Annotated in this window: 26 protein-coding genes and 1 riboswitch; of the genes, 7 read left to right on the forward strand and 19 right to left on the reverse strand. The window is 32.1% G+C overall.

Annotated features, from left to right (window positions below):
- Window positions 1-20 precede the first annotated feature (20 nt).
- A riboswitch (cobalamin riboswitch) is annotated at window positions 21-212 on the reverse strand.
- A 280-nt stretch (window positions 213-492) separates the two neighbouring features.
- From T335_RS0110390 to T335_RS0110410, 5 genes are all read left to right on the forward strand, one after another.
- Complete coding sequence (locus tag T335_RS0110390; RefSeq protein WP_026477497.1) at window positions 493-1,077, forward strand: TetR/AcrR family transcriptional regulator; 585 nt, start codon at window positions 493-495, stop codon at window positions 1,075-1,077.
- A 69-nt stretch (window positions 1,078-1,146) separates the two neighbouring features.
- On the forward strand, window positions 1,147-1,701 hold the full coding sequence (locus T335_RS0110395) for a hypothetical protein (RefSeq protein ID WP_026477498.1): 555 nt from the start codon (window positions 1,147-1,149) through the stop codon (window positions 1,699-1,701).
- Entirely contained in the window at window positions 1,691-2,278 is a 588-nt protein-coding gene (locus T335_RS0110400) for a GNAT family N-acetyltransferase (protein ID WP_026477499.1), read from the forward strand. The genes T335_RS0110395 and T335_RS0110400 overlap by 11 nt, the downstream gene beginning before the upstream one ends.
- A gap of 198 nt (window positions 2,279-2,476) precedes the next feature.
- The gene (locus T335_RS0110405; RefSeq protein WP_026477500.1) at window positions 2,477-2,938 is read left to right on the forward strand and encodes a MarR family winged helix-turn-helix transcriptional regulator; all 462 of its coding nucleotides are present in this window, start codon (window positions 2,477-2,479) and stop codon (window positions 2,936-2,938) included.
- Between the two features lie 11 nt (window positions 2,939-2,949).
- Window positions 2,950-4,287, forward strand: a complete 1,338-nt coding sequence (locus tag T335_RS0110410) for an MATE family efflux transporter (protein WP_026477501.1) — start codon at window positions 2,950-2,952, stop codon at window positions 4,285-4,287.
- A 162-nt stretch (window positions 4,288-4,449) separates the two neighbouring features.
- Here the strand turns inward: T335_RS0110410 and T335_RS0110415 are convergent, their stop codons facing one another.
- Window positions 4,450-5,358: a macrolide 2'-phosphotransferase gene (locus tag T335_RS0110415; protein WP_026477502.1), complete on the reverse strand. Its 909-nt coding sequence runs from the start codon at window positions 5,356-5,358 to the stop codon at window positions 4,450-4,452.
- A 119-nt stretch (window positions 5,359-5,477) separates the two neighbouring features.
- The gene (locus T335_RS0110420; protein WP_026477503.1) at window positions 5,478-6,074 is read right to left on the reverse strand and encodes a TetR/AcrR family transcriptional regulator; all 597 of its coding nucleotides are present in this window, start codon (window positions 6,072-6,074) and stop codon (window positions 5,478-5,480) included.
- A gap of 378 nt (window positions 6,075-6,452) precedes the next feature.
- Here T335_RS0110420 and T335_RS0110425 point away from each other — a divergent pair, with 378 nt between their 5' ends.
- Window positions 6,453-7,370 carry a DUF4180 domain-containing protein gene (locus T335_RS0110425; RefSeq protein WP_026477504.1) on the forward strand — a complete coding sequence of 306 codons (918 nt, stop codon included), beginning with the start codon at window positions 6,453-6,455 and terminating at the stop codon, window positions 7,368-7,370.
- Window positions 7,371-7,388: 18 nt separating this feature from the next.
- On the opposite strand, the gene T335_RS21985 is transcribed toward T335_RS0110425, so the two are convergent.
- Both T335_RS21985 and T335_RS0110435 read right to left on the reverse strand, forming a co-directional pair.
- Complete coding sequence (locus T335_RS21985; protein ID WP_242837281.1) at window positions 7,389-7,736, reverse strand: YdeI/OmpD-associated family protein; 348 nt, start codon at window positions 7,734-7,736, stop codon at window positions 7,389-7,391.
- Window positions 7,737-7,860: 124 nt separating this feature from the next.
- Entirely contained in the window at window positions 7,861-8,460 is a 600-nt protein-coding gene (locus T335_RS0110435) for a TetR/AcrR family transcriptional regulator (protein ID WP_034328235.1), read from the reverse strand.
- Window positions 8,461-8,733: 273 nt separating this feature from the next.
- Here T335_RS0110435 and T335_RS20400 point away from each other — a divergent pair, with 273 nt between their 5' ends.
- A complete protein-coding gene (locus tag T335_RS20400; protein WP_051569255.1) occupies window positions 8,734-8,979 on the forward strand; it encodes an ATP-binding protein in 246 nt (81 codons plus the stop codon).
- 373 nt (window positions 8,980-9,352) lie between these two features.
- Here the strand turns inward: T335_RS20400 and T335_RS0110455 are convergent, their stop codons facing one another.
- The 15 genes from T335_RS0110455 to T335_RS0110520 all read right to left on the reverse strand — a co-directional run bounded on the left by T335_RS0110455 (window position 9,353) and on the right by T335_RS0110520 (window position 25,442).
- Complete coding sequence (locus T335_RS0110455) at window positions 9,353-10,624, reverse strand: anti sigma factor C-terminal domain-containing protein (RefSeq protein WP_026477506.1); 1,272 nt, start codon at window positions 10,622-10,624, stop codon at window positions 9,353-9,355.
- Between the two features lies 1 nt (window position 10,625).
- Window positions 10,626-11,105, reverse strand: a complete 480-nt coding sequence (locus T335_RS0110460) for an RNA polymerase sigma factor (protein ID WP_026477507.1) — start codon at window positions 11,103-11,105, stop codon at window positions 10,626-10,628.
- A gap of 337 nt (window positions 11,106-11,442) precedes the next feature.
- Window positions 11,443-11,883 carry a DUF6773 family protein gene (locus T335_RS0110465; protein ID WP_026477508.1) on the reverse strand — a complete coding sequence of 147 codons (441 nt, stop codon included), beginning with the start codon at window positions 11,881-11,883 and terminating at the stop codon, window positions 11,443-11,445.
- 3 nt (window positions 11,884-11,886) lie between these two features.
- Entirely contained in the window at window positions 11,887-12,072 is a 186-nt protein-coding gene (locus T335_RS0110470; RefSeq protein WP_034328238.1) for a helix-turn-helix transcriptional regulator, read from the reverse strand.
- 314 nt (window positions 12,073-12,386) lie between these two features.
- Window positions 12,387-13,052: a HAMP domain-containing protein gene (locus T335_RS0110475; RefSeq protein WP_026477510.1), complete on the reverse strand. Its 666-nt coding sequence runs from the start codon at window positions 13,050-13,052 to the stop codon at window positions 12,387-12,389.
- A 323-nt stretch (window positions 13,053-13,375) separates the two neighbouring features.
- Window positions 13,376-15,277: an ABC transporter permease gene (locus T335_RS0110480; protein WP_026477511.1), complete on the reverse strand. Its 1,902-nt coding sequence runs from the start codon at window positions 15,275-15,277 to the stop codon at window positions 13,376-13,378.
- Window positions 15,267-16,022 (reverse strand): ABC transporter ATP-binding protein, encoded by a 756-nt coding sequence (locus tag T335_RS0110485; RefSeq protein ID WP_026477512.1) that lies wholly within the window; start codon window positions 16,020-16,022, stop codon window positions 15,267-15,269. Before T335_RS0110485 ends, T335_RS0110480 begins: the two co-directional genes overlap by 11 nt.
- A gap of 125 nt (window positions 16,023-16,147) precedes the next feature.
- Window positions 16,148-17,125, reverse strand: coding sequence for a sensor histidine kinase (locus tag T335_RS0110490; RefSeq protein ID WP_026477513.1), 978 nt, complete (start codon window positions 17,123-17,125; stop codon window positions 16,148-16,150).
- A complete protein-coding gene (locus T335_RS0110495; RefSeq protein WP_026477514.1) occupies window positions 17,126-17,815 on the reverse strand; it encodes a response regulator transcription factor in 690 nt (229 codons plus the stop codon). It abuts the gene before it with no gap.
- Between the two features lie 198 nt (window positions 17,816-18,013).
- A complete protein-coding gene (locus T335_RS23005) occupies window positions 18,014-18,142 on the reverse strand; it encodes an N-6 DNA methylase (RefSeq protein WP_156943670.1) in 129 nt (42 codons plus the stop codon).
- 373 nt (window positions 18,143-18,515) lie between these two features.
- Window positions 18,516-19,412: a macrolide 2'-phosphotransferase gene (locus T335_RS0110500; protein WP_026477515.1), complete on the reverse strand. Its 897-nt coding sequence runs from the start codon at window positions 19,410-19,412 to the stop codon at window positions 18,516-18,518.
- Window positions 19,413-19,455: 43 nt separating this feature from the next.
- A complete protein-coding gene (locus T335_RS0110505; protein ID WP_026477516.1) occupies window positions 19,456-20,724 on the reverse strand; it encodes an MFS transporter in 1,269 nt (422 codons plus the stop codon).
- 41 nt (window positions 20,725-20,765) lie between these two features.
- Window positions 20,766-22,229 carry an Msr family ABC-F type ribosomal protection protein gene (locus tag T335_RS0110510; RefSeq protein WP_026477517.1) on the reverse strand — a complete coding sequence of 488 codons (1,464 nt, stop codon included), beginning with the start codon at window positions 22,227-22,229 and terminating at the stop codon, window positions 20,766-20,768.
- Window positions 22,230-23,425: 1,196 nt separating this feature from the next.
- Window positions 23,426-23,785: a hypothetical protein gene (locus tag T335_RS0110515; protein WP_026477518.1), complete on the reverse strand. Its 360-nt coding sequence runs from the start codon at window positions 23,783-23,785 to the stop codon at window positions 23,426-23,428.
- 700 nt (window positions 23,786-24,485) lie between these two features.
- Window positions 24,486-25,442: a metallophosphoesterase family protein gene (locus T335_RS0110520; RefSeq protein WP_084281171.1), complete on the reverse strand. Its 957-nt coding sequence runs from the start codon at window positions 25,440-25,442 to the stop codon at window positions 24,486-24,488.
- Window positions 25,443-25,487 lie beyond the last annotated feature (45 nt).

Consider the following 25,487-nt stretch of genomic DNA (forward strand, 5'->3'; position numbering starts at 1 on the left):
CCCCCTATCCTCCGTAGAGTTATGCTTCCTAGTAATAGGCAGGTCTTCTGACTCAAGTATCACCACAGTGCAAAGCCTTCCCATATCAACAGTGGCATATTTTGCACTACTCCTCTTTTACAGCGGCGGGACCGTACAGGATTTGCACCTGTTTCCCTTTTAATCGAAGACCAAAATTTCTAGTTCTTCGAACCTATTACCTTTAAATAATTAAATTTTCAACAATTTATATTATATGCCTTCAGTAATTTCTTGTCAATATCTGCTATTTTTATCTTTATTCTTACTAACTGTATAACTTGTGATAATATCACCTTTGTATAAATTGATTCTACAATCTCAATCTCCAAAACACAGTCAATATGGTTTTGTTCAGCCAAGCGATACATTTCCCACAAAGTAATAAAGAGTACTTTCCCAATAAAAAAACAATTGACTGACCATTCGGTTAGTATTATAATGAAAATAAGAATAAATAGAAGGAGGCTTGCAATGACTCAAGATCTAAGAATCGCTAAGGGCAACGAAACGAAAGATCGCATTTTAGCTGCATCTATGAAAATCATTGCTAAAGAAGGAATTGAGGGATTAAGTGCCAAAAAAATAGCTGATCTTTTAGGTATTAGTAAAAGCAATATTTTTCACCACTTTGGCTCTATAGATGAAGTTTTAAATGTGATTTTTGAGAACATCCTAGCTGATCTGGTGAAGCCAGTTAAATCCCATGAGGGTCCAAACTTAAAAGTGTTTCTCCTTTTCCTTGGGGAGAGTATTTACTCACTAACCGAAGAAGAAAAGTTATCTTATTCGGTTTTACTTCATTTCTATAATTCTTGCTTATACAATGAAAAATATAGAACTTATTTGTTAAAAACTAAGGATGAGATGGTTGATGCTATCGCTACACAATTATCCCATTATAGCTCCCAAGAAAAAGACAGACTTTTAAAAATTTCAGAAATGATTATCATGACATTAGATGGTTACGGTCTGCATTTTTTACTAGAATCTGATATCAAAAGATTTAGAGACGTTTGGACTTTACAAGTAGAAGCATGGCAGTCTTTATTAAAATAAACAATAAACCTCTGCCATTTTTTTACACTATAAAAATTGACCGTTCGGACGGTCAGAAGGAGGTTCTCTATGATTAAAATTCCAAAATTTTTCCACGAAATTCTAGGTGAATATCAGACAAAATCATCCTTAGTTATTATTACTATTTTTGTGCTGATTTCTGGTTTTGCAATAGGTATTTTAGGTTACGATGAATGGAAAGGGTTATCTTTACTAAAACAAATTGTAACTTGGTTTTTGTTCTTAGATATCTCAGGGGGTGTTGTAGCAAATTTAACCAAGGGTACAGATCTTTTTTATAATCGATATCCAAGGAAAAGGTGGATATTTATAGCCATCCACCTTCAACCCATAGTCCTTTCGTGGTCGATGGAATTTTCTATCTATTCTGGGATTATCATTTGTACCTACACTTTAATTACGGCAGCCCTTTTAAATTTAACGAGAAATTATTCATTTCATAATCTCTTAGCTGGAAGCTTAACAGGATTGGGTTTCCTCGTAGTAGCTTATTTAGGGCAAACATCTCCCTTCTTTGCAGCTACGCTACTGTACTTTTATGTTTTTAAGGTGTTATTTAGTTTTTCAGTTCTTCACCATAGGGGGGAACAACATGAACATTAATGAAACTCATGTTTCCTTACTATCTCGGGCATTTGAGAAAGACCCCATGTTTAATTATTTATTTTCAAACAAAAATGGCAAAGAGCAATCAAAAAATTTAATTAGATTTATCATTAAACGAAATCACTTATTAGATGGTCTGATCCTTACAGATGATACTAAAGAGCCTACTTATGTGGCGATTGTAGATCGACCAAAAAACCTTAAGAATGTATCTATAAGAGCTAAACTTAGATTAAATATAGAGATGCTTTTATTAGTATTTCGGCTACCATTTCATGGGCTTAGATTCTTAACTAAGTACGAAAAACTAACTTCTACAAGTGGACCACATCAACCCCATTACTATTTAACCATGATTGGTGTAGCGCCTTCCTCTCAAGGAAAGGGCATTGGTAAAAAAGTTCTAAGAGAGATCCATGAAATTGCTGAATCCTCACAGCCCTCCTACCCAATTGCACTTGATACAGAAAATCAGCATAATGTCTCTTATTATGAAAGTTTTGGATATCAGCTAAAGGATACTAACATCATTGATGGCATAAAGATCTATTGTATGACTCGACCTGCAAAATAAATCAAATAACTTCTTATTTTTTCTATAAAACAAACCTAGCCTCCTTTTATCCATGAGGCTAGGTTTTAATTACTTTATACTTAGAAATATATCTAGGGTATAGGCCTATCTCTAAGCTAGTAATGTTACACTTGACAAAATTTCAATAATAGTTTAAGATATTAGTCTGATATCGGACTAAAAAGGAGGTATTTTTTTATGAATTTACACAAACAATTAATGGAGTTCTATGCTATCTCCAATGAGATAGATGCTTTTTTTACTAACTTAGCAATAAAAAGCGGACTTTCTGTAAGTGCCCATTGGACTCTATACTTTATCCGCCAATCTCAAAATGGATGCACACAAAAAAGCATCTGTAAACAATGGTCTATGAGCAAGCAAACTGTAAATTCAGCACTAAAAGTACTTATTAAAAAAGGATTGATTACTTTACATCCTTCCGAGGATGATCGGCGTAGTAAACAGATTCAATTAACCCAAGAAGGAGAGGCCTTTGCAAAAAAGCATCTGGATACTATCTTTGCAGCAGAAGAGAAGACCTTTATGGAGCTCAGTGAATTATCACGAACTGCTTTGATTCAAGGTTGCAGAGATTACCTTAATGGGTTACGAAAAAATTTAGCAGACATTTTACAGAAACAAGAATATGAAGAATAAAAGAGGTACTTATGAAAATTCAATTATCAGATCATTTCAACTATCGACACTTATTAAGATTCACAATACCTTCAATTGTAATGATGGTCTTCACCTCCATTTATGGCGTAGTAGATGGCTTATTTGTATCTAACTTTGTAGGGAGCAACGCACTCTCTTCTATCAATATTATTATGCCTCTAGTTATGTCAATTGGTGCTTTTGGTTTTATGCTGGGCGCTGGTGGCAGTGCCGTTATTTCTAAGGCTTTAGGTGAAGGAAAAACAAATCAAGCAAAGCAGTATTTTACCACCTTAATTCTTACCATTATTGCTTGTGGTATCGTTTTATCAGCAGTCTGTATTATACTGATTCGCCCAATTTCCTATTTGCTTGGTGCAAGCGATTTATTAATTGAAGATTGTGTTACCTATGGTTCTATTTTAATATTTGGAAGTGTTTTCTTTATGCTTCAAACATCCTTTCAAACTTTTTTTATAGTAGCAGAAAAACCTAAACTAGGTCTTTTATTGACAGTGGCTTCGGGTATTACAAATATTTTCTTGGATTTTTTATTTATATATGTATTTAAGTGGGGAATTGCAGGGGCGGCCTGGGCAACGGTTAGCGGATATATCATCGGGGCCGTGATTCCCATTGCTTATTTTTTTGTTGGTGAAAATCCTATACTGCATTTTACTAAAACCAAACTATATCCTAGAATGATTCTAAGTAGCTGTTTGAATGGTTCTTCAGAAATGGTATCAAATATATCTATGTCCTTTGTTACGGTGCTTTACAACCTGCAAATGATGAAACTTATCGGTGAGTCTGGCGTGGCGGCATATTCTGCTATTATGTATGTGAGTTTTGTTTTTGTTGCAATTTTTATAGGATTTTCTATTGGTACAGCACCGATTATCAGTTTTCATTATGGTGCTGGGAATAAAGGGGAGTTGAAAAACCTGCTTCAAAAAAGCTTTGTTATTATCTGTGTTGTATCATTATCCATGGTAATTTTAGCACAGCTATTTTCAAGTTTTATTGCAACCTCTTTTTCCAGTGGTGACACTGCACTTGCTGCTTTTACAAACAAAGGTTTCCGGCTATATTCTCTATCATTTCTCTTCACTGGCTTTGGTATCTTTGGCTCTGCTTTTTTCACTGCACTTTGCAACGGAACAGTTTCTGCAACCCTATCTTTTCTAAGAACACTTCTACTCCCTACGGTGATCATCCTCACCTTGCCATCAATTATAGGAATTAATGGAGTTTGGCTGACTGTTGTGGTGGCAGATGGGCTTGCCTTTTTCATTGCACTTTGGTTTATTCTAAAGAAAAGAAAGCAGTATGGATACCTTTCACCATAATTTAGTTATATTTTTAATCATATCAGCCAAATACAGGCCTATATTAATTAAGTCCTATTCATGATAAGCTCATCATGAATAGGACTTTTAATGTTTATTTTTATAGTGGAAAGAATTAGATCGATTTTTTAAACATAGCTTTTGATAGCAATATAAGTTTTTTTAGTTTTCACTTACCTCTAGGGTTTGTTTAGCCATCTGTTCATACTCTTCTTGACCAGATATGATGGCGAATTCTGCAATGTCAACTGGATAGGCGGCAACCAATTCGATGATATGCTCTTTCATCTTTGGCCAATGGTATCCTCCTGCTGCTTTATACGCCTCGATAAGAGATTCAAGCCCTTCCTCTCCAAAGGCTTTATACTGGAATACAAAATCATTTGATATATCTGCCACCTTTGCTTCTGTCCAGTCAATTAAGCCAGTCACATTAGCATCCTTATCAATTAAAGTGTGCCCTGCGTGGATATCCCCATGTATGAACCCCGTATCCTGCGGCCACAATCCATCATCATTTAACCATCTCTGCCATCTATTCCATAAGGTTTCACCAACTCCAAATTTAGCCTTCACGTCATCCATTCTTTTTTTCATTAACAACCTTACTTCTTCAGACGTATAAACCTCCAGTCCAGCCTCTTTTGCCTTGTCTTTTGAAATACTATGCAGTGCTGCCAATACCTTCCCTAAGGTTTTATGAAAGCAGTCTGGAACATTATTAATATCAATTTCCCAAACATAGTTTTGTATTTCATGATCAATTGTTCCTGCTGGTACACCCTTTAACTTCTTATATGCGATCAACTCATCTGCGTAGATAGACCAATTTGGTACTTCAAATGTGGCTATATGTTGATTTACTAAATCAAGTGCCTGTTTTTCAGCCTTTGTTCTTATCATTACATCTTCACGCCTAGGTAATCTTAAGACCCATTCATTCCCTTTTAAGTCAAGGGCAAACACCACCTGGAAGTCAAGCCCTGACTCATTAAATGTTAATGTATCCTCTTTTAAATTTAGACCATGTTTTTTTGCTATTTCTATAACTTGTTTTAAGGTTCTACTCATTCAAATCACCCCACCATTTTTTTTTGAGAATTCACTTTAAGATAATCCGTAAATCATAACTCTTAAGGGGATCCCCCCCTCGTGACAAATATCTTCAAAGTCCCTATTGAACTTAAAGACTATTTAGTAAGTTCATTAGCTATAGCATTAAAAAGAATTTCTTGCACTTTAGGATAAATATCCTCACTAACATCCTTTTTATGAATAATCATTGCTAAAGTTGATCGAATAACACCAGCAATAACTTCAACATCTTCATTGATTAGTTTCTTTGACTCCTTATTTTTCTTGATGAAGTCCATAAGGGGAACAATACTTCTTAGGGTCTTTGTTGCTAAATATTGGGGAGTTACCTTTCGAGCTACCATTTTGTATTCTTCTATATCAGTTATTAATCTTTGTGTTAAAATGTTTGATTCCAACTCAGAAACCATTGCATATAGATATGCCTTAATTGCATCACGTACATTCTTTGCTTCTTGAACCTTAGGCCAAACCTTTTTTTCAATTTCTTGCCCTTCAAGGGTTAATAGTTGGAGATAAAGTATCTCTTTTGATTCGAAGAAAACATAAAAACTACTCTTTGCTATCGACACAGAAGAAGTTATCTCTTCAATAGATGTATTTTTCAATCCCTTGGCGATAAAACTCTTATGGGCAGCCTGCATCATTTCTGATTTAATTCTTTCTTTTTCTATTTCTGTAAATTTCGGCATTTATTTCACCTCAAATAGTATTTTAATAATTATAAAAACAATTTGTTTATTTGTTTTTATTGTAGCAAAATCATGTTGTCCTGTCAATTAGTAACAACCAATTGCTCAAATACCTTTAAATTCAACGTTTTAGTACGTCTCCTTAAGAAAAAACTTCTTCATACGCTATACTCTAAGGGAACCTATAAAACCTTCTAAACCCCCTCTATAACACGACGGGATTCAGACAAAACTATCATAATAACAATAATAAAAAAACGTTGATATCTATTTTTTTTATTGTTTTAAAAGAACTAGCAAAATATTTTTAATCCTCATTGACCATAATAGTAACATATGTTACTATTAACACATGTTATTTAAAGAGAGGTGTAGTTAATGTCAATAAAGTTTGCAATACTAGGTATGCTGAGTTGGAAAGCTTCCACAGGATATGAACTAAAGAAGATATTTGAGGAGTCTTCTATCCTGTATTGGTCTGGTAATAATAATCAAATTTACAAAGCCCTTAGTCAAATGCTAGATGAAGAGCTGGTTAAAAGCGAGGTTGTTCATCAGGATAGCTCTCCTTCAAAAAAAATCTATACAATAACTGAAGAAGGTCTTAACGAACTAAAAGAATGGGTTATATCGTCACCAGAAGCTCCTGAGATAAAGAAAACTTTTTTGGTTCAACTAGCATGGTCAAACATGTTAAGTGATCAGGAACTAAATACCTTATTAATAAGGTATGAGAATGAACTTAAAAATCAATTAATGATGGAGCAGGAAAAAATCAGACGTAGGCTTCCTTCACCCAACAGAAGCTCTAGAGAAAGTTTTATATGGAATATGATTTCAGAAAACATAATTTCTACCTATAATAACGAATTGAATTGGGTTCGAGAAACCCGACAAAAATTACTTGAAAATCAAATAATAGAGGAGAAGGAAAAAATGAACTATCAAATAAGAGAAATAGAGAATAAAAAATATATAGAGCTGATTTCCAGTACTGAACCTTTAAGTACAGAGAATGATTTACTTGATCTGATAGCTTTAAGCTGGGAGCAAGAGACCTCCCTTCTTATGATTCACCATACAGCTTTAGCACAGGATTTTTTCAAACTTAAGACCAGAGTAGCAGGAAATTTCATTCAAAAGTTTACAAATTATAATATAAAAGCTGTAGTAATTATCCCGCAGGAGACCATTCTAAAAGGCAAAATTAAAGAAATGGCCACAGAAACCAACAAAGGCAATCATTTTAGAATATATGAAAGTAAAGAAGAAGCTGAAAGATGGCTTCTAACATAGAAAAAAGGTGAGGTATGCTTACTCACCTTCTCCCTTTATAGGTTTAGTGTATTCTATACAGTTGCAACTATAATAGATTTGGCTGCATAGCATTTTTCTACAGAGACGACCATGATTATTCCATGCGCCATACATCTTGCCCTGCTTTGTATTTTCTATAAATTTATCTAACCTTTTTTTAAATAATTCAGGTTGATTCTTCACCTGCTGAATTGTGTCTATTCTTATTAGCCTATAAAACTCTGGGAATTTCATGAAATTTAAATATCTTTCTTCATCTTCCTTCAATCTTCTCTCTATAACCTCATCGATTATAAATGCATTACGACTCATATCTGGTAGCACTTTTCTCCCATTATCAGTCATAAGTCCAAGCCTTTCAAGACGTCGTACTCTTTCTTTGTTCAATTCTGTCCATGAACTTTTCTTAGTTCTTCTCTTGTTATTACATTAAGTATTTTCCATATCTGTCATTCATCCTTTCCAACCGTCATTCTGCACCCTTTAATATTGCGGGTAACACAATGAAATCAACCAAGACTTCCAGTTTTTTAGTTGAAATAGGTTCATTTTCTAAAATAATTGCATGACGAATCAGTTGAAATAGTGCTAGTTTCGTTTCTACAATAGGCATTTTAGTAATTTCTTTTTTTTCTATTGCGATTAGCAGAATATCATCAATTATCTGGAGATGGCTCTTTCTTGCTTCTGCTAGCATTTCCTTTATACGCTTGGGACTATTTTGCATCTCATATAAAACCATACGGTTGAATTCCAATGGGAAACTATTCAACTGTTTTATGAACATTTGACCTATTAGTATAAGGTTGTCGCGTAGATTACCTTTGTCAAAACTTATTTTTTGACTTTCGCCCTCTAATTCTTGAAATCGATTGTGAACTGTCTCAAAGACTAAATCAAACGCAGTATCCCAATGTCTGTATATAACAGAACGGCTTGTCTTCGCTTCTCTCGCTATGCGAGCAAAATTGATAGCGTTAAATCCCTCTGTCGTTAACAGACGATAGGTAACCTCATATATAGCACTTTGAAGCTGATCACCACGACGACGCATTGTATTATTAGCCATTTTAATCCCTCCTAAAAGTCATTATATCGTAAAATGTACCTTAAAAGCAATAAGATACACCTTGAACCTTATTGACATTTTGAGTTTTTTTGAGTATTCTATATACATTAGATACACAGTGTATCTAATGTGCATGGTTATCATATCAAAATAATTGATAAATTTGTTTTATACTTGTTAATCCATACCACATGAAGGGATTAGTGTATTCAGATGAGCATGTTTTTAAAGTAGCCAAGATTTTTAATAAAGTATAGAGAGGAGAATTTAAGTATGTCAAAGCTTAAAAGAAATATTGCTGAAATAAAATGTTTAAGAAAAATTTTTGAAGCCAAAGGAAGCATAAAAAATGATTTTAAAAAATGTGTTTACTGCGGCTTATGTCAAAAGGTATGTTCGGTTGATGCTATAGCTGTATCTAAAGATCAAAAAACATGGAGCATTGAAGATGACATTTGTGTTCGTTGTACCCATTGCGTTTTCAAATGTCCAATCAAAGCACTAACATTACAAAAGTAAGCTGGATTAGAGAAAGTAGAAGCTAGAAACTTCTGGTACAGGAGGGATACCTATCATGGCTAATGGAAGAAAAACCATTTATGAAGAAATCGTTAAATATTGTATTAAACACCAGAAGAATTATGCAGAAACAGCTGACAAATATCAAGTGTCCTATTAGCAGGTTATATGTGGACAAGTAAATATGAAAATAATGGCGTTGAAGCCCTTCAGTATAGACACGGAAAGCGAAAAGATAGAGGAGCAAATGTCAGAGTTAGAAAAACTAAAGGCACAAAATAAGCTTGAGATTTTCATTATACAATAATAAAAAGGGGTAATAAAAACACATTTACCCCCTTTCATAAGAGTTTTAAACTCATATGATTTTTATTTAGTCATAATAGATGTTTGGTTTTGTTGGTAAAACTTCATTAATATACATACTTTCATGAGGAATATGATTAATACTGTCTAAAAATTCTTCTGCTGTTCCAAAAACTAGAACTCCATAGGTTTTAACTCCGTGCTCAGCAATATACTTGAGTGCTTCAGCATAGAAATCTGTCTTATAATAATTATAATCAAACATATTTACATAGTCTTCTCGGTTTCTAAGATACGCTAGCCTAGACTTGAAATGAATCCCATAGCTTTCATATATTTTTTCCGGATAATCTTTATTTGCTAAGTCAAAATAATCTCTAAAATCTATCAGATAGAACAGAGGATATTTCTCTGGGTCAGGCCGTGTACTAGATGAAGGTTCATCGTTGTAGTTCGGGTTAAAACCCACTAGGTGAATCTGTTGAGTTTCACTCCATTGAACGCCAGGCTTTACCGTTCGGATACCTACCCATTTAAAGTCTAATGATGGATGTTCTTGGCTCATGTGATAAAATTCTTTCATAGTAAGATCTTCATCAAACACGATACTCATAGAAATATAGGACAGTGGATTAAGTTCATTTAAATAACGAAGCGTTTTTTCATTTTTTTGTTGGATTTCTTTATTCCTTAATGTAGCCTCATCTTCACTGGCATATTCACTATAATCATGTTTTATTCTCTCAAATCCTTCCCAAATTCCAAATCGATTTTCTATACTAAAGATTCCATCTATTGCATAGGTCAATTTTCCTCTTGAAAGATTAACAAAATGACGTTGCTCTTTTTTTGTAAAAAGATCCCGTAAAGAGTAGCTTACTTCATATTTGCCAAATCCTTTGGGTTCTTGGAATGTAACTAAGTTACTTGAGTATCCAGGTATATTAAGGCTTACATAAGCCTGCATGTCATAGTAAAAATCTGGTGATTGATACTCTTGATCCTCTGACTGAGTAGTAGCTGTTGGGTCATAATATACCCAGTCTATGATGCCTGATACTACGTAAAAAATTCCGATATAAAGTGCCACAACTACCATCACTGAGGTAAGCACTACTTTTCTCAATCTTTTGTTTACACTCTTCTTTAGTTTACTCGTTTCCTCTTCCTGATACTCAAAACTAGATGTATTCCAACCCCCATAAATCTCCTCATCCATTACATCCGATAAATATTCTTCTAAAACTTCGTGCCTTTCTATCTCTTGCTCAATCAAATCTCTCTCTTCATCATTTACTAGACCTTTCTTATACCGATTAAATAAGTCTTTATAATCCATTTCATCCCTCCATCTCCTTCTTAAGCTTCTTCCTTGCTCTGAATAACATAGTCTTAGCAGCACTTTCTGTGCTATTCATTAGCTTACTTATATCCTTAACAGAAAAATCACAAAAGTAATATAGAATAAGAATCTCTTTGTAGGAGTCATTTAATTTTATCACTAAATTGTATAAGTACTTCTTTTCCTCATCATCAATAACCTTATCCAATGGAGTTTCATTATTTATAAGTATTCTCTCAAGAATTCTTTCACTGCTATACTCCCTGTTTTTCTTAAGATGATCTAAGTATAAATTCTTGCAAACTCTTAATAACCAGTACTTAATGTAACTTACATCATCAAGAGACAAATAGGCTTTGAAAAAGGTGTCACTAGTCAAATCCTGTGCTAAATGATGATTTTTACACAGTGAAAAAGCGTATAGAAATAATTCTCTATGATATTTAATAAATAATTGTTCTATCTGATCATTTATCACACTGGCACCCCTTTCACTACATAAACGAATTATATAGATTTAGGTTACACTATTAATTAAAATTTTTAAAATTCTTTCTCAAGCTAAATTTAAAGCTGACTCAACAATAATGATATAAGTCAGCTTTATAAATACTTCAATTCTATTTTGTTAAATCATTCAATAATAACGGCAAAGAATAACCTTAACTGGTAGGATGACTTAATCAATCCAAATTAATCAATATCTGCAATCTTTTCTCTCTTCCATTTTATAGTGATTCAGGATAAGCTTCTAATTTTAAATTTTTCAACTTTATCTCTTTGCTTTTTAAGGTAACAGGGTCCAAGCAGAAAATTTATTCTATATCCTGATTAGCCTTGTTATCACTAATCTTAAATAGAATACTTTGACTAATCACCCACATAGTAAAAAATATGATTAGGGATGCAAGTAGCTTAAATATATCTTCTATATTGGATAATTTACCCTTCATCATAAAAAACTTCACAATTGTAAATGTAATTGAGCCTACGAAGGCCCCGATAATGCTTACCTTTTTTCTTGAATATTTATTTCTGTGGGTTAAATAAAAGCCTTTTAAAACATTATTTACTACTACATATATAGAAAGTCCTACTGTAAGCAAGAAAATATCTATATACTCTGCTACATTCTGCTGAAGCATAAATTGTCGATAGAGCAAGATCCCCCATAAAGCTAAAAAACATAAACCAAAGGCACTTGAGTTAATCTTTCTTTTCTCTGAAACAATCCTTTCATCTTCAATCCTCTTCATTCATTATTCCTCCCAAAAAATGTCATTTAAAGTCTTATCCAATACTTTACATATGGAGATACAAAGTTTCAATGTGGGATTGTAATTGCCTGATTCAATCATACCAATTGTCTGCCTTGTAACTCCAACTAAATCCGCCAACTGTTCCTGCGATAAATCCTTCTCTACTCGTGAAAGCTTTAATTTCATATTTTTTTGACTAACGGGACTCACCTCCTATGTAAATTATTGTAAGTTTATTATAATATATAATTAACTTAATGTCAAATATATTTTGCATTTTGTATGTATTATATTCCATTAGCGTTAATTGTAAAAATAAATTTCCATTTGTATTGGGATGAAAAATAGTTAACATCCATCTGATGAATAAAAGCAGACTTAACGCTGTTAATGTTAAGTCTGCTTTTATTCCAAATTCTTTGTCATCTTGACATAAAAAAAGTCCTATTGGCAGTTAATCTTCACCAATAGGACTTTTTTTAGATTAGGGGAAAGGGCAACTATATTTTAAATTGTGCTACTGCCTTAGTAAGGCTTTCAGAATTTTCCTCAGTATCCTTCATGAAGTCAGCAAATTTTGTAGCCATCTCCATTACGAGGTTTGTTTGAGATGTAATTTGCAAAATGGATTCCGTCAATACATTAATTTTCTCCACTGCTTTTGATTGCTGGATGGATGTCCTCATATCTTCATCAATCGTCTGTCGTATATCATATGCTGCCCTCTGGGAAGTAATGGCATTCTCCTTTAATTCCTCTGCACGATTACTGATTTTTTCAACAATCATAGAACTATTTAGTGCTTTTGTGGCTATGGAATCGGCTGTACTTTCAATTTCTGTTGAAGTTGCGTTCATTTCCTCTGTTGATGCTGCGGTTCCCTCCATTCCAACAGACATCTTTTCTGTGGTTGCAGAAACTTCTTCTATTTGGGAGACTAGCTCAGATAAATTTTGTAATGATGCATCAACTTTATCCCTCATATTATCAGCTTCACTGACAATATCATGAAGAACAGACCGAATTGACTTACTCATAACCTCCACAGAATTTGCTAGTAATCCAAGTTCATCCTTTCTAGTTAATAATTTTCTATCTACTTCCTTGGTAAAATCTGCATTTGCTAGGACATTCATATGTTCTGCCAAGGACTTTATTGGGGCCATTCAGCTACAAGTAAAGGTACCAGAATGACCTGGTGAGTACCCCATGAAAATTATTACTATCATCAAGTATCGGTGTACTTATTGGGATTTCCTTTAACTCTGTATTAATATTTTCGATCATATCAATAATAGCAGTGCTTTTTGTATCTCTTGCTTTAATGAAATATTCTCTATGGCTAATGTCAATAGGTTTATTGTTAGCCAGCATAACGCCTGCATGGCCATTTTTATCTGCAACGGTGGTCGTAAAGAAAAATGCCCTAACCGTCTACAAAAATTGTATAGTTCATGTGTTGGGAGAAAGTCTAATCAAATTTAACTTTTTACTTAATTATATTTAATATAGATTTCTTATAGTTTTTTACTGTTATAAGATATCCTATAGTTTGAAGTGCTAAAAATATTATAAAACTTATTGTCGTTACTTTAGAATAATTCAAATTCAGTTTTGAAATTAGCATCCAATTCTGCATAAATAAAAATATTGTAGCTATGATAAAGGGTGTATACATCAGTATTGCTATATTTTTATAATGTATCGTTGAAAATTCCCTTTTAGATAATCCCAACTTCATTAAATTTTTATATTTGATAGCTTCTTTTTCCTTTTCTGTGACTAATCTGAAATATATCATGCTGGCAGAGGCTAATAAAAATATCACACTCAATGCCCCACCTATATAAAGCATTAAATTTTTCGCCATATTTTCAGTTTCATATAATATTCCAGCAACAAAAAAACCAGTAGGGTTTTCTCCATTGTCTGTGATGATAGATACTAAACTATTAGCAGTACTTAAATCTTCCTTCCAGTCACCAACATTAAAAACATTTACTTGATTTATACTAAATTCTTCTTCGTCTAAACTATTATATAGTTCATCCTCTATTACTAAAAGATTTCTATAATAACCTTCAGGTGTAATTAATCTTTCACCTTCTCCTATAACTTCTAAATTTCTATCTGATTTACTGTTCAAGACTTTATAACTATCATTATTCTCTACATCAACAGTACTAACTTTAGTTCTAGTTGATCCTTGTACGATAAATATTTGATTACTCTTTAAATCTAATTCCTCTAACATTAGTATTGCTGCTGCCTTATTATATTCTCTCTGAGAAATAATCCCTGTACGTGAATTATCTTTTAAAGTAAGAATATCAAAGGTTAGTCCTACATATTCTTCCTTTTTAGATAATGTATTTTTTAAAGTTTCTACTTTTTCTTCCCCTCTTACCGTATCTTCACTGACAATATAAATATAATTAAATGGATATACTTCTAAGGTTTTAGTCTCTACATCTTTTGTCATTCCATATAACAGTGTAGTGGTAGAAAAAACTGCAATTAATAAAAAGGTTACTGAAAATATCATATTGACATTAGTTTTAAACTTAGAATTAAGCTCTGCTATTAAGAGCATATTGGTCCTTTTATAATAATGTTTACTTTTAATAACTAACCATAGAATTAACTTTCCTAACACTATAATTAAAAAATATAAACTGATTAATCCAAGTAAAAAAACAACTAACAAGCCAAGTGTATTACTTAAAACTAATTCTATTTTTTTAAGAATAGTTAAAGCTACTAAAGTAAATACAGAAAGTACTCCTAATAACATAAAAACAATTGGTATCCTTGCATTCTTTTCATCCTTCTTATCTGATTTTAATAAATTTAAAGCCTTTTCTTTTCTTATAAATCTAGGTGATAAAGTAGCCACTAAGAAAAATAGTCCCAAAAACATCACAGTTGTTAATATAATAGCTTTTATTGGAAAATACATATTAAAGTTTTCTACCCCTATAGCGTAACTGGAAGCCATAAGGGAAAGAGGTGTAATAACCAATCCTAAAATAATAGCCACTATAATTGCCATAATTCCAATTAGCATATTCTCTATAAATATCATTTTATTTATTTGCCTTTTACTTGCACCACTTAATATAAATATCCCTAGTGTTTTCTGTTTGTTTTTTAAAAAAGCACCTATGGAATAAGAAATAAATATAAAGGTAAATAAATATATTAGTATATTGCCTGCTCCCATAGCCAGAGCTAAAGAAGAACCAAATTGTATCACATTTAAAGCTGGATGGAACATAGAGACTGAAAACAAGAAAAATAGTAATACTGAGAACATGCTACTTAGAAAGTATGCAAAGTAGGTCCACATATCTCTCCATACATTATTAAATGCTAACTTTTTAAAGGTCATCTACATTACCTCCTAAGAAACTCAACATATCTATTATTTTCTTATAAAACACAGTTGTATTATCTCCCCTATGAATCTCATTATAAAGATTGCCATCTTTTATAAAAATAACTCTATTGCAAAAGCTTGCTATATATGGATCATGGGTAACCATTAAAATAGATGTAGTAAGTTCTTCATTAATGGTAGTAAATATTTTCATTACATCTTTTGCAGCTTTCGTATCTAAATTACCTGTAGGTTCATCGGCTAATAGTAACGATGGATTATGAATTAATGCCCTTGCTATAGCAACTCTCTGGGCTTGCCCTCCTGAAATTTCAAAAGTCCTTTTATTTAATATCTTTTCTATCCCTAAAAGGTTTATGATTTTGTTAAGCTTCTCTTCCATAACTTTTGAATCTATACTATCTAGTACTAATGGTAGTATAATATTTTCTTTTACTGTTAGAGTGTGTACTAAATTAAAATCCTGAAATACAAAACCTAATTCCTTTCTGCGGAATTTAGATAACTCTTCTTCATTTAATTTATGTGGATTTTTGCCATTTACTAAAACTTCACCAGTTGAGGGTTCATCTATTGTAGAAACGCAATTCAATAAAGTGGTTTTACCGCTGCCAGAAGATCCCATCACTCCTACAAATTCCCCTTCTTTTAAATTAAAATCAATATTTTCTAATGCTGTATAATTTATTTTTCCTAAATAAATTTTCGATAGATTCTTTACTTCTAAAACATTCATATATGTTTCCTCCTTTTTTGTCCTAAATCATAAATTAATTATAGTCCATTATGTAAAGTCTCTCTATTTAAATACCTTACACCATCATTACATGTTTGTAATAAAACAAAAAAACCATGAGCTACTCATGATTTTTTAAAGTATATACTAAATGTAGTTTTTTCACTTGGGATAGACTTTATGCTGATCTGGTGGGATAAAAGATCTAAAACCTTCTTAACTATATACAGTCCCACACCGCTGGATTCCCCATATGTCCTTCCATTTTCTCCTGTATAAAATATATCAAATACTCTATCTATATCACTAGCAATTATTCCAATTCCCTCGTTAGTTATATTTAAAATAGTATTTCCTATATCTCTTTTAACATCAAATACTAATTTGCTATCCTTCCTACCATACTTTATTCCATTGTTTGTAATCTGATAAATAACATTTTTAATTTGCTTTTTATCTGTAAAAACAAATAGTTCCTCATCAATATTTACAGAAGGATAGATAGCGTTTAATATGAAAAAATCTTTTAAATCATTAATAACTTCTACCACTAAAGCTCTTAGATTTACCTTTTCAATTTGTATATCCTTTTCAATATCACTTAGTCTTAAAAACTCTAACGTCTGAGATAAATAGTAATCCAAGTTATTTACTTGAGCTAACACCTTTTTAAAGCTTTCGTCTTCTCTATTATTTTGGGAAATCATACTGATTACAGATAAAGGTGTTTTCATCTGATGAATGCTCTGATCTATAAACATTTTGTATTGTTTTTGAATACTTTCTAATTCCAATATCTTGTTATTAAATATTTTAAAATATTCTCTTTGGTTTTGTGAAAATTCCTCTTCTAAGGCTGATTTAGGATTATGCAATAATATTTCTTTAAGTTCCTTAGGTTTATTTGAAAGAGCATTATAAATTCTATAATTTCTAAAATATTCAATGGCTAAAAAAATAAGCAACTGAAAAAAACTTAGAAAAATAAAGTATTTGAAGTTATTTTCAATTCCTCCTAAAAATTCAATAGTAAACCCTAAACATATAAATACTAGTATAAATAAAACTATAAATGAAAGATGATGTTTTATAAATAGTTTCATTTACTCGCCCTCCACAAGCCTATAGCCTACTCCTCTTACAGACTCAATAAGGAATCTTGCATCTACCTCTGTTAATCTTTTTCTGATCCTTGTAATATTTACATTTAAAGTATTCTCTTCTACAAACATTTCATCATCCCATAAAGCCCTTAGTAATTCTTCTCTTGAAATAACTTTTGGATGTTTTTCAATAAATAATGATAAAAGTTCAACTTCCTTTTTAGTTAATCTTACTTCTTGATCCCCATTCTTTAATATGAAAGATTCACAATATAGGTTTAAATCTTCTAATTTTAAGATTCGTTCTTTAGTCAAATTGCTGTAATCCCCATAAGCCCTTCTAATATTGGCATTTATTTTTGCTATAACTACATCTAGGGAAAATGGTTTAACAATATAATCATCAGCACCATTGTCCATAGCATATATTTGTTCTAAATCACCTGTCCTAGCAGATATAAATATTATAGGCAAACTAGATATATTTCTAATTTCTCTACACCAGAAAAAACCATCATATATTGGTAAATTTACGTCTAAGAGTATTAAATCAGGTTTATATTCATTAAACTCATCCATTATCTTTTCAAACTGCCTTACTATAAACACTTCATAATTATATTTTACAATATAGGCTTTTAAACTCTCCGCTATAGTAATATCGTCTTCTATAATCATAATCTTATACATAATATTCCTCCTAGATTACTAAATGAATTCCACACAAAAACTATATCTATATCCTATATAGTTTGAGTAAGGTACTAAATATCCTCTCTTAATAATCTCTAAAGATTCTCTCAATGAATCATATTTTACATCATCACTTTTAAGGTATTTAAAAATATTTCAATCTAAATATACATAAGGTTTCAACTATAGGCTCCTCTAAAAGTATAGTAATACGATTGATAATGTATTTAGAATCCATAATGATACTGGAACCCCTGTCGAATAGAAAAGTTTATCTGGCATGGCAACAGTACAATCTATTCCTGCCTCTATTTCAAATAACAATTAATTAAATACTTTATCTCATTACACCGACTTTAATAATATTCTACAAGTGTACAATTTTCACCTTCTAATATTACAAATCTATCCATTGATATCTTTTAACAAAGTCTTCCTTCGGAAGATTTATAGGATGACTTTGTTGAAACTCATTTACAGAAAGTTCATATTTATTAAATTTCAAAGTAGAACTTTCCTATTCGTTATAAAAAAGACATCCGCTTGAGCAGATGTCTTTTAAATGGATCGCCTTTTATAAAGAAATTTCATAACTGTGTTATTATCAATCATATATCATTAAACTCTTTAAAAATTTATCAGTTACTTTATAAGGCTGACTAGTCATTAGACTCTGCTTATCAACTATTTACATTTGTTAACTTTCACTTGCAAGCATATATGCAGCTGTCTCCTGCATATCTTTCATACCCGACACTTGAGCATATTCTGCAACAGTGATACCACTTGTTGTTAGAAGTTCGACAATATGCTCATCCATTCTTGACCAAGTTTTACCTCCTGCATTATCATAAGCGTCAATCAACTTCTTTAGTCCATCTTTGCCAAAGAGTAGATAGTGGGACATGAAATCTGCAGACACATCAGCTATCCCTACTTCTGTCCAATCAATAATTCCAGTAACATGATTGTTCTTATTAATAAGGATATGGCCTGGATGTAGATCTCCATGTCTTACCCCTATATGAGATGGCCAAAGAGAGTCTTCAGCTAACCATGCTTGCCATCGGCTCCACAAACTGGGATTAACATGATATTTTTCTTTCACACGTTCCATTCGCTGTTTCATGGATGCTCTTAACTCACTAGCCCCAAGAATTTCAACACCGATATTTTTGAATTTATCCTGAGGTAATGAGTGTAAATTTGCTAGAGCTTTTCCTAATGAGTGATAATATTCAGATGGTACATTGTTTTCATCGAAACTCCATACATAACCTTGTTTTTCAACGTCAATAGTAGCGGCAGGAATACCACTTAGCTGCTTATATGCAATTAAGTCTTCTGAAAAAACAGACCAGTTGGGAACTTGAAAGCTTGCATAGTTACTTATGATATCTAACGCTTTTTTCTCTTGTATTGCATGTCTCATAGATTCAGGTCTTCGGGGAATCCTTAGTATCCATTTATCGCCATTTTCCACTTTAGCATGAGCTACTAGAAAGTCCACACCAGAACCATTAATTTTTATTGTGTCTTCTAAAATATCTAGACCTTTATTATTTGCTAATTGTTTAACTTTAAGTTTATTCATTTTCATTTCCTCCTAATATTCATTTTAGTATTGTCGTTATAAATCATAAAAACCGTCTTTCATCTTCATTATTTATCAAAGATATGAATATCTTACAAATCACCATCATTAATATGGCAGCCATCAATACTGTCCAGTGTATTTCAATCCATTCGAGAACAATTCCATATGCTAATGCACCAAGGGGCATACCCCCTCTAGAAATCATACTCACTAAAGAAAATACCCTAGACATATATTCATCTGGCGTTTCTCTCTGTATATAAGTTTGCACAGGAACAGATATCACTATATTGGCAAGACTAAAAAGACCTAGTGCTCCTGCCAATACAACCAAATATATCATTGTATCATTCCCCAATATATCTAAACTCTTTGGGAAAAGCAAAATAGAAAATAGTAGCATAGTCCCTAAAAGTAAACCACTACCAATTGTAAAAGGTTTCGTTATTCGCTCCTCTTTTCCAAACCAGACACCTACTACTACACTTCCTACTAAAGAGCCTAATATAATAATTGTTTGCAAATACCCGTATTGAGTATCAGAATATTGTAAATTAATCTTAAAAAACAATGGTAAAATGACACTAAAAATTGGTTGAACCACAGAGTAGATTACTAAAAAGAAATAACACATATAACGAGTGATCCTGTTTTTCATGATGAATTGAATACCTTCCATCAGATCATTAACAATTCCCTGTGCTCCCTCTGTTCTTTTGGGTTTTACATGAATATACTGAATCATCATCTCACTGGCTCCCGATAGAAGAAATGATATTCCGTTAATCATAAAAACCATTGTAATCCCGAACTTAGCGTATAAGATAGTGCCTATCACTGGTCCCATCATAATCGATAGACTCCTCATAGATGCGACAATAGAATTACATCCTGTCAGCTCCTCTTTATCAACAAGCTGTGGTAGCATCCCTCTTGTGGCTGGTTCAAACAAGCCATTCAACAAGGAAATTACTGCCTGAACTATTAATAATAGAGGAATACTCATAAATCTCCAATATGAGATAAGTCCCAAGGCTAATATAACCCCTGCACTAATCCAGTCTGTTACTACCATAATCATTTTTCTATTCATCCTATCCCCAATTACTCCTGCAAATGGATAAATAATCAGGGCTGGTAATAGTGATAAGAAGGAGAATAATCCAATTGTAGTAGCTGAGCCTCCAATATCTATAATATATAGTGGCATAATCATCATTTGTACGCTATTTCCTATATCAGATACCATTCTGCCCAGTAGGAACAATGTAAAATTAGTATTTAAGATATTTTTCCTTTTTTGATTCATTACTTCACTCCTATCTTAAAGTCTGTAAATGTCCCTACTTGTTATTTTACTTGTACGATCTTTTTATCTTTAATTTCATATATTACATCTGCAACATTGTCAACTAGCCTTTTATCATGGCTAATAAATATAATTGTACCAGCATACTCCTTCATCAACTTCTCTAAAGCCTCTAAGCTCATTAGATCCAGATAATTGCTTGGTTCATCCATTAATAAGATATTATATTTACCTAGTAACATTTGGGCTAGCTTTAACTTAATCATCTCTCCTCCGCTTAAAACATCTAATTTTTTGCTGACATCATTCTGATTAAAACCCATTGACGCCAATACTGAACGTATTTCAGATACATTATAATCACAGTTTTCCAACATAAACTCTATGACTTTTTGATTAAGATTATATTTATAAGTGTTTTGAGCAAAGTATCCAAATTCAACTTTAGGAGATATATCAATACCTGGTTCACGATTTAAAATTATTTCCATTAAGGTGGTTTTTCCTGATCCATTGCTACCAGTTAGAGCTACTTTGGCTCCAAGGGGAATATTAAAAGATGCATCTTCAAGTAACACCTTATCACCAAAACGTTTCGTTATTTCAGTTCCTATAATCGGATAGATGTTATGAAGCGCCAATACTGCACTCTGACGAAAATGAATCCTTTGATAGTTTTCTGGGGCTTCCACATCTCCGAGAGTCTCAATCTTATGCTCAATTGATTTAGCAGCATTGTGCATCTTCTTTTGCTTACTTCCAACAGACTTCTGATGTGCCAGACGTCCACCGCCTTCAGAACTATTTTTCCTAGCAGCACCTTTAGCCTTCTGATCAATTTTTTGTGCCTGTCTTCGCTTCTCTTCAGCAGCCTTCTCTAAACGTTCTCGTTCCGCAACAAATTTTTCATACTTTACAGCCTGAGCTTTACGTTCTTCTTCTTTTTGGCGAAGATACGCTGAATAGGTCCCCCAATACTCGGTAATTTTTCCATCTTTCAATTCCCATATCTTATCTACTACCTCATCTAGAAAATAACGGTCATGACTAATCACTAGCAATGCTCCAGGAAAATATTTGAGCTGACCGATTAAGAAATCAATTCCTTCACGGTCTAAATGACTGGTAGGTTCATCTGCAAAAATACCGTGTACTTGTTCCGAAAGGGCCTGAGCTATTTTAAGTCTTGTTTCTTCACCACCGCTCATGGTTTTTATCTCTTTCTGTTCAACGCCAAACTTACCCATCAATGCAAAATCCTTGGGTTCTTGCAAAATTACTTCATCTAGCTGAGTGATATAAGCGAATTCTCCTAAGCGTTTGATTTTACCTGTTGAAGGTGTTAATTTACCTAAAAGCACTTTTAGTAACGTACTTTTTCCTGCTCCATTTGCTCCAACTAAACCGATCTTGTCATAGCTATATAATTCTAATTCATCAATATCTAAAACATCACGTCCTGCATATTCCACACATATATCTTTTCCTTTTATTAGTAATTCCAATTTTTATTCCTCCTGTCTAAAATCGCATGTTTTTAAATACCTTGTCGCAGAAAAAAACTACGACTTAAACAGAAAGATTACATGAAAATATAATGCATATGTGTTCCTCCTTTTTATTTTTTTCCAACAAAAAAACACAGGTTGGCTACCTGTGCATTGAATAAGCGGAAAATGTATAACAAAATAGAAACACCTTGCATTTCATTATAGAAACAAGTTGTTCTTACACTTTAAATATATGGGTCATTTTAAGAAAACTTTTCAATATAAATAAGCAAAACCAAGTACTATTATTTATACAGATACATGCTTTTCAATTAATGAATCTAAAGTTAAAAAGCACGCAAAAATAGACATTCTTTAGCTTTACTGATAATATAATGATAAGATTTTTTATTGAATATGATTCTATTTTTAGGCACACAAAAAGAGGGTAGATTTGTCCCTCCTTTTTAACGTCCTATATAAATTTAATCATCGTTAATAAGGTTTTCTTAAAAATAGGCAGACCAATCCCGATTACTCTACACATAGGTAGATCCTTTAAGCACTATTCAATTAGTTACATAAAGTATAAAATCGAGATCTGAAAATTCCACACATTTTTAAGCACCCCTCCATTCATTCTAAATCATTTAATATGATAACATAAATAATTGATTTTTGCAAACATAAATAATTAAAATGAAATACTTAATAAAAGACAAGTACAACCTAACAAAGCACCAAACCTAATCTTTAATGCAAATATCGCTGATTCTACGCATCAAGTAGCCCCCTCTAATGCATACCCTTAAAACCGTAGTAAGGAACATAAAACACATCAATATTTACTTAAAATTCTTTTAATCCTTTGATTTCAAGAAATTCCTTCTCTATCTTTTAGTAATTTCTTTCTACTTCATGTTATTTTTACTGGAAAACTCTAATAAATCTTTATCTACACCAAGAATTATCTTAAAGTCTCGTTGTTTTATATTATATACCATAAAAAGGATTGTTCGATTATATATAATCCCAAGCATTCTGTGGTATAACAAATATCCGCATAATGTTTTGGAAATATATTTGGTTAGATGTTGTATTTTAACTAGTGATTAAATCCGATATCAATAATCTTCAATTTCTATATCACATTAGTGAATTGAATTATGCTACCGTGTGAAGGCACAAATTTTTTATAAAAAATTAATAGTTTATCTGTTTATGTAGTCATCGATATCTTCATCAATATTACTTAATTGCTGTTTTGCTTTCTCCAAACCCCAATCGTTGGGCATCTCGTTTTCATCATTGAACTTCCACTTACACCCACTATTTATCCACTTTGCTCTTAATAATCGATGGGCTACCTCGACTGGCATACGATCATATTTTTCTAAATCACTTTTAACATAGCCTGCACTATTAAAATCTTGATTGGTGAATTTTTCTAATTCTTCAGGCAATAAATCATCACTCACACACGATTCATTACCACAACAAGCACAAATATACCCAATAGTAAACTCTTCTAATAATACTTTTCCACAAATGGAACAAAAATACCTACTCATATTGAAATAGTCACCTCTTATTTTATATTATTTACATAATAGTTATATGCATCCTGACTCCATTTTGCTATATTACGGGCATTACTACTACTCATTTGACCAGTCTTCTAGGATTGGTTAGCTAACCTATCAACATCAAAGGCACTATTAGTTAGTACATTTTCATTACTAAGGGCTATCATCTAACAACTTTTATATGAAAAGTAAAAGATGATGTCAGTAACCCTTGACATGTCATTTAAGAGTTTACTGAATAAGTATAACATAGTAATCCCTGTTTTATTTTAAAATCATTGTCGAATATGTTGAATTTTGCTCTGGAATGACTAGAAATTCACATCAATCTTATTATACGAACTTGTTCTATTAACTGTTGAATTTTTCCTAGAAAAAACTCATAAAGACCCATATCTTTTAGCACATCGAAGTGCATCACATAACAAATATATAAATCAAGTTATGCATAGAAAATATTTAATATATATCCACTTGTTAAATTAAGGTTATATTTTCCAATACAGAAAAATAATACAAGCACCTACCCTAAGATAGATGCTCTCCTATATCCCTACTCCCCAACAACCCCAATAATACTATACCACCTCTACATCCCTTGCGACCACAACCTTTTTTTATTTATTCCTTAGATAGCTTTACTATACACTCCACATGCATGGAGACGTTGGTAATACTATATATTTTATAATTTAATTGTAAAATGTGAAACTGGTCTTTCTTTATCTCCCCACCGACAATCTGCTTCCCAAATTCCATTTACTTTTTCTTTCTTTCTAGTATGAACTGTAATTTCATTATTATAAAGTTCGATTATATTGTATTGTAGGGGTATTCCTGCCCTCTGTTCCTTATGAGGGGCACCAAATGTGCCTGCTCCAATAATATGTATACCTTTTTTGATATCATAACTAAAATAACTATTTTGTGATTGATGAATATGCCCATGCATACATATCTTAAAACCATGTATAACCAATAAGTCCATAAAGTCATTATTCATCTGTTCCTCCCCAATTACAGGGTGATGAAAGATAGCTATTTTAAGATAGTCATCATATTTCTTACTAAATATTTTATCCAACTGAAATGATAAAGCGGATAAATTAATAGAGGCTCTTTTCTTATTTAAATGATCTATTTCCCAAGCAGAATTTAGCCCCATAAAAATGATTCTATCTTCATCATTAATATTAACATCACCTTGTTCTTCAACTTTCTTTGAATACTTCTTGTCTAATATTTTAGAGTAAAGGTAATTATTAAAATTATCAAACTTTTTCTGATACAAACTCTTGTTAATGATTTCTGTAGCATCCATTGCATTTTTACACACAGCCCAATCTAAATCATGATTTCCAGGTACAATAACTATAGCATTTGTACTAACTTGAAAGACACATATAACAGAATTTAAAAAATCATTTGCATATTGAAACTCTTGTTTTGAAGAATAATTAGTTAAATCTCCTGAAACAACAAGATAATCAATTTTTTCTTTATTAAAAGTTTTGATTAAGTCTGTTCTGAGTTGTAGTCTATATTTATCAACATCTTGCTTTTCTCCAAAGTGTAAATCTGATAGATGAACTATGATATGCTCCCTATTAGGTAGACAGATTAAAAAATAAAATCTGTTTATCTAAGGGGAGTATATTTATGTCCAAAACAAAAAGTTATTCAGCTG

Source organism: Alkaliphilus transvaalensis ATCC 700919 (genome assembly GCF_000621485.1).
Taxonomy (GTDB): Bacteria; Bacillota; Clostridia; order Peptostreptococcales; family Natronincolaceae; genus Alkaliphilus; species Alkaliphilus transvaalensis.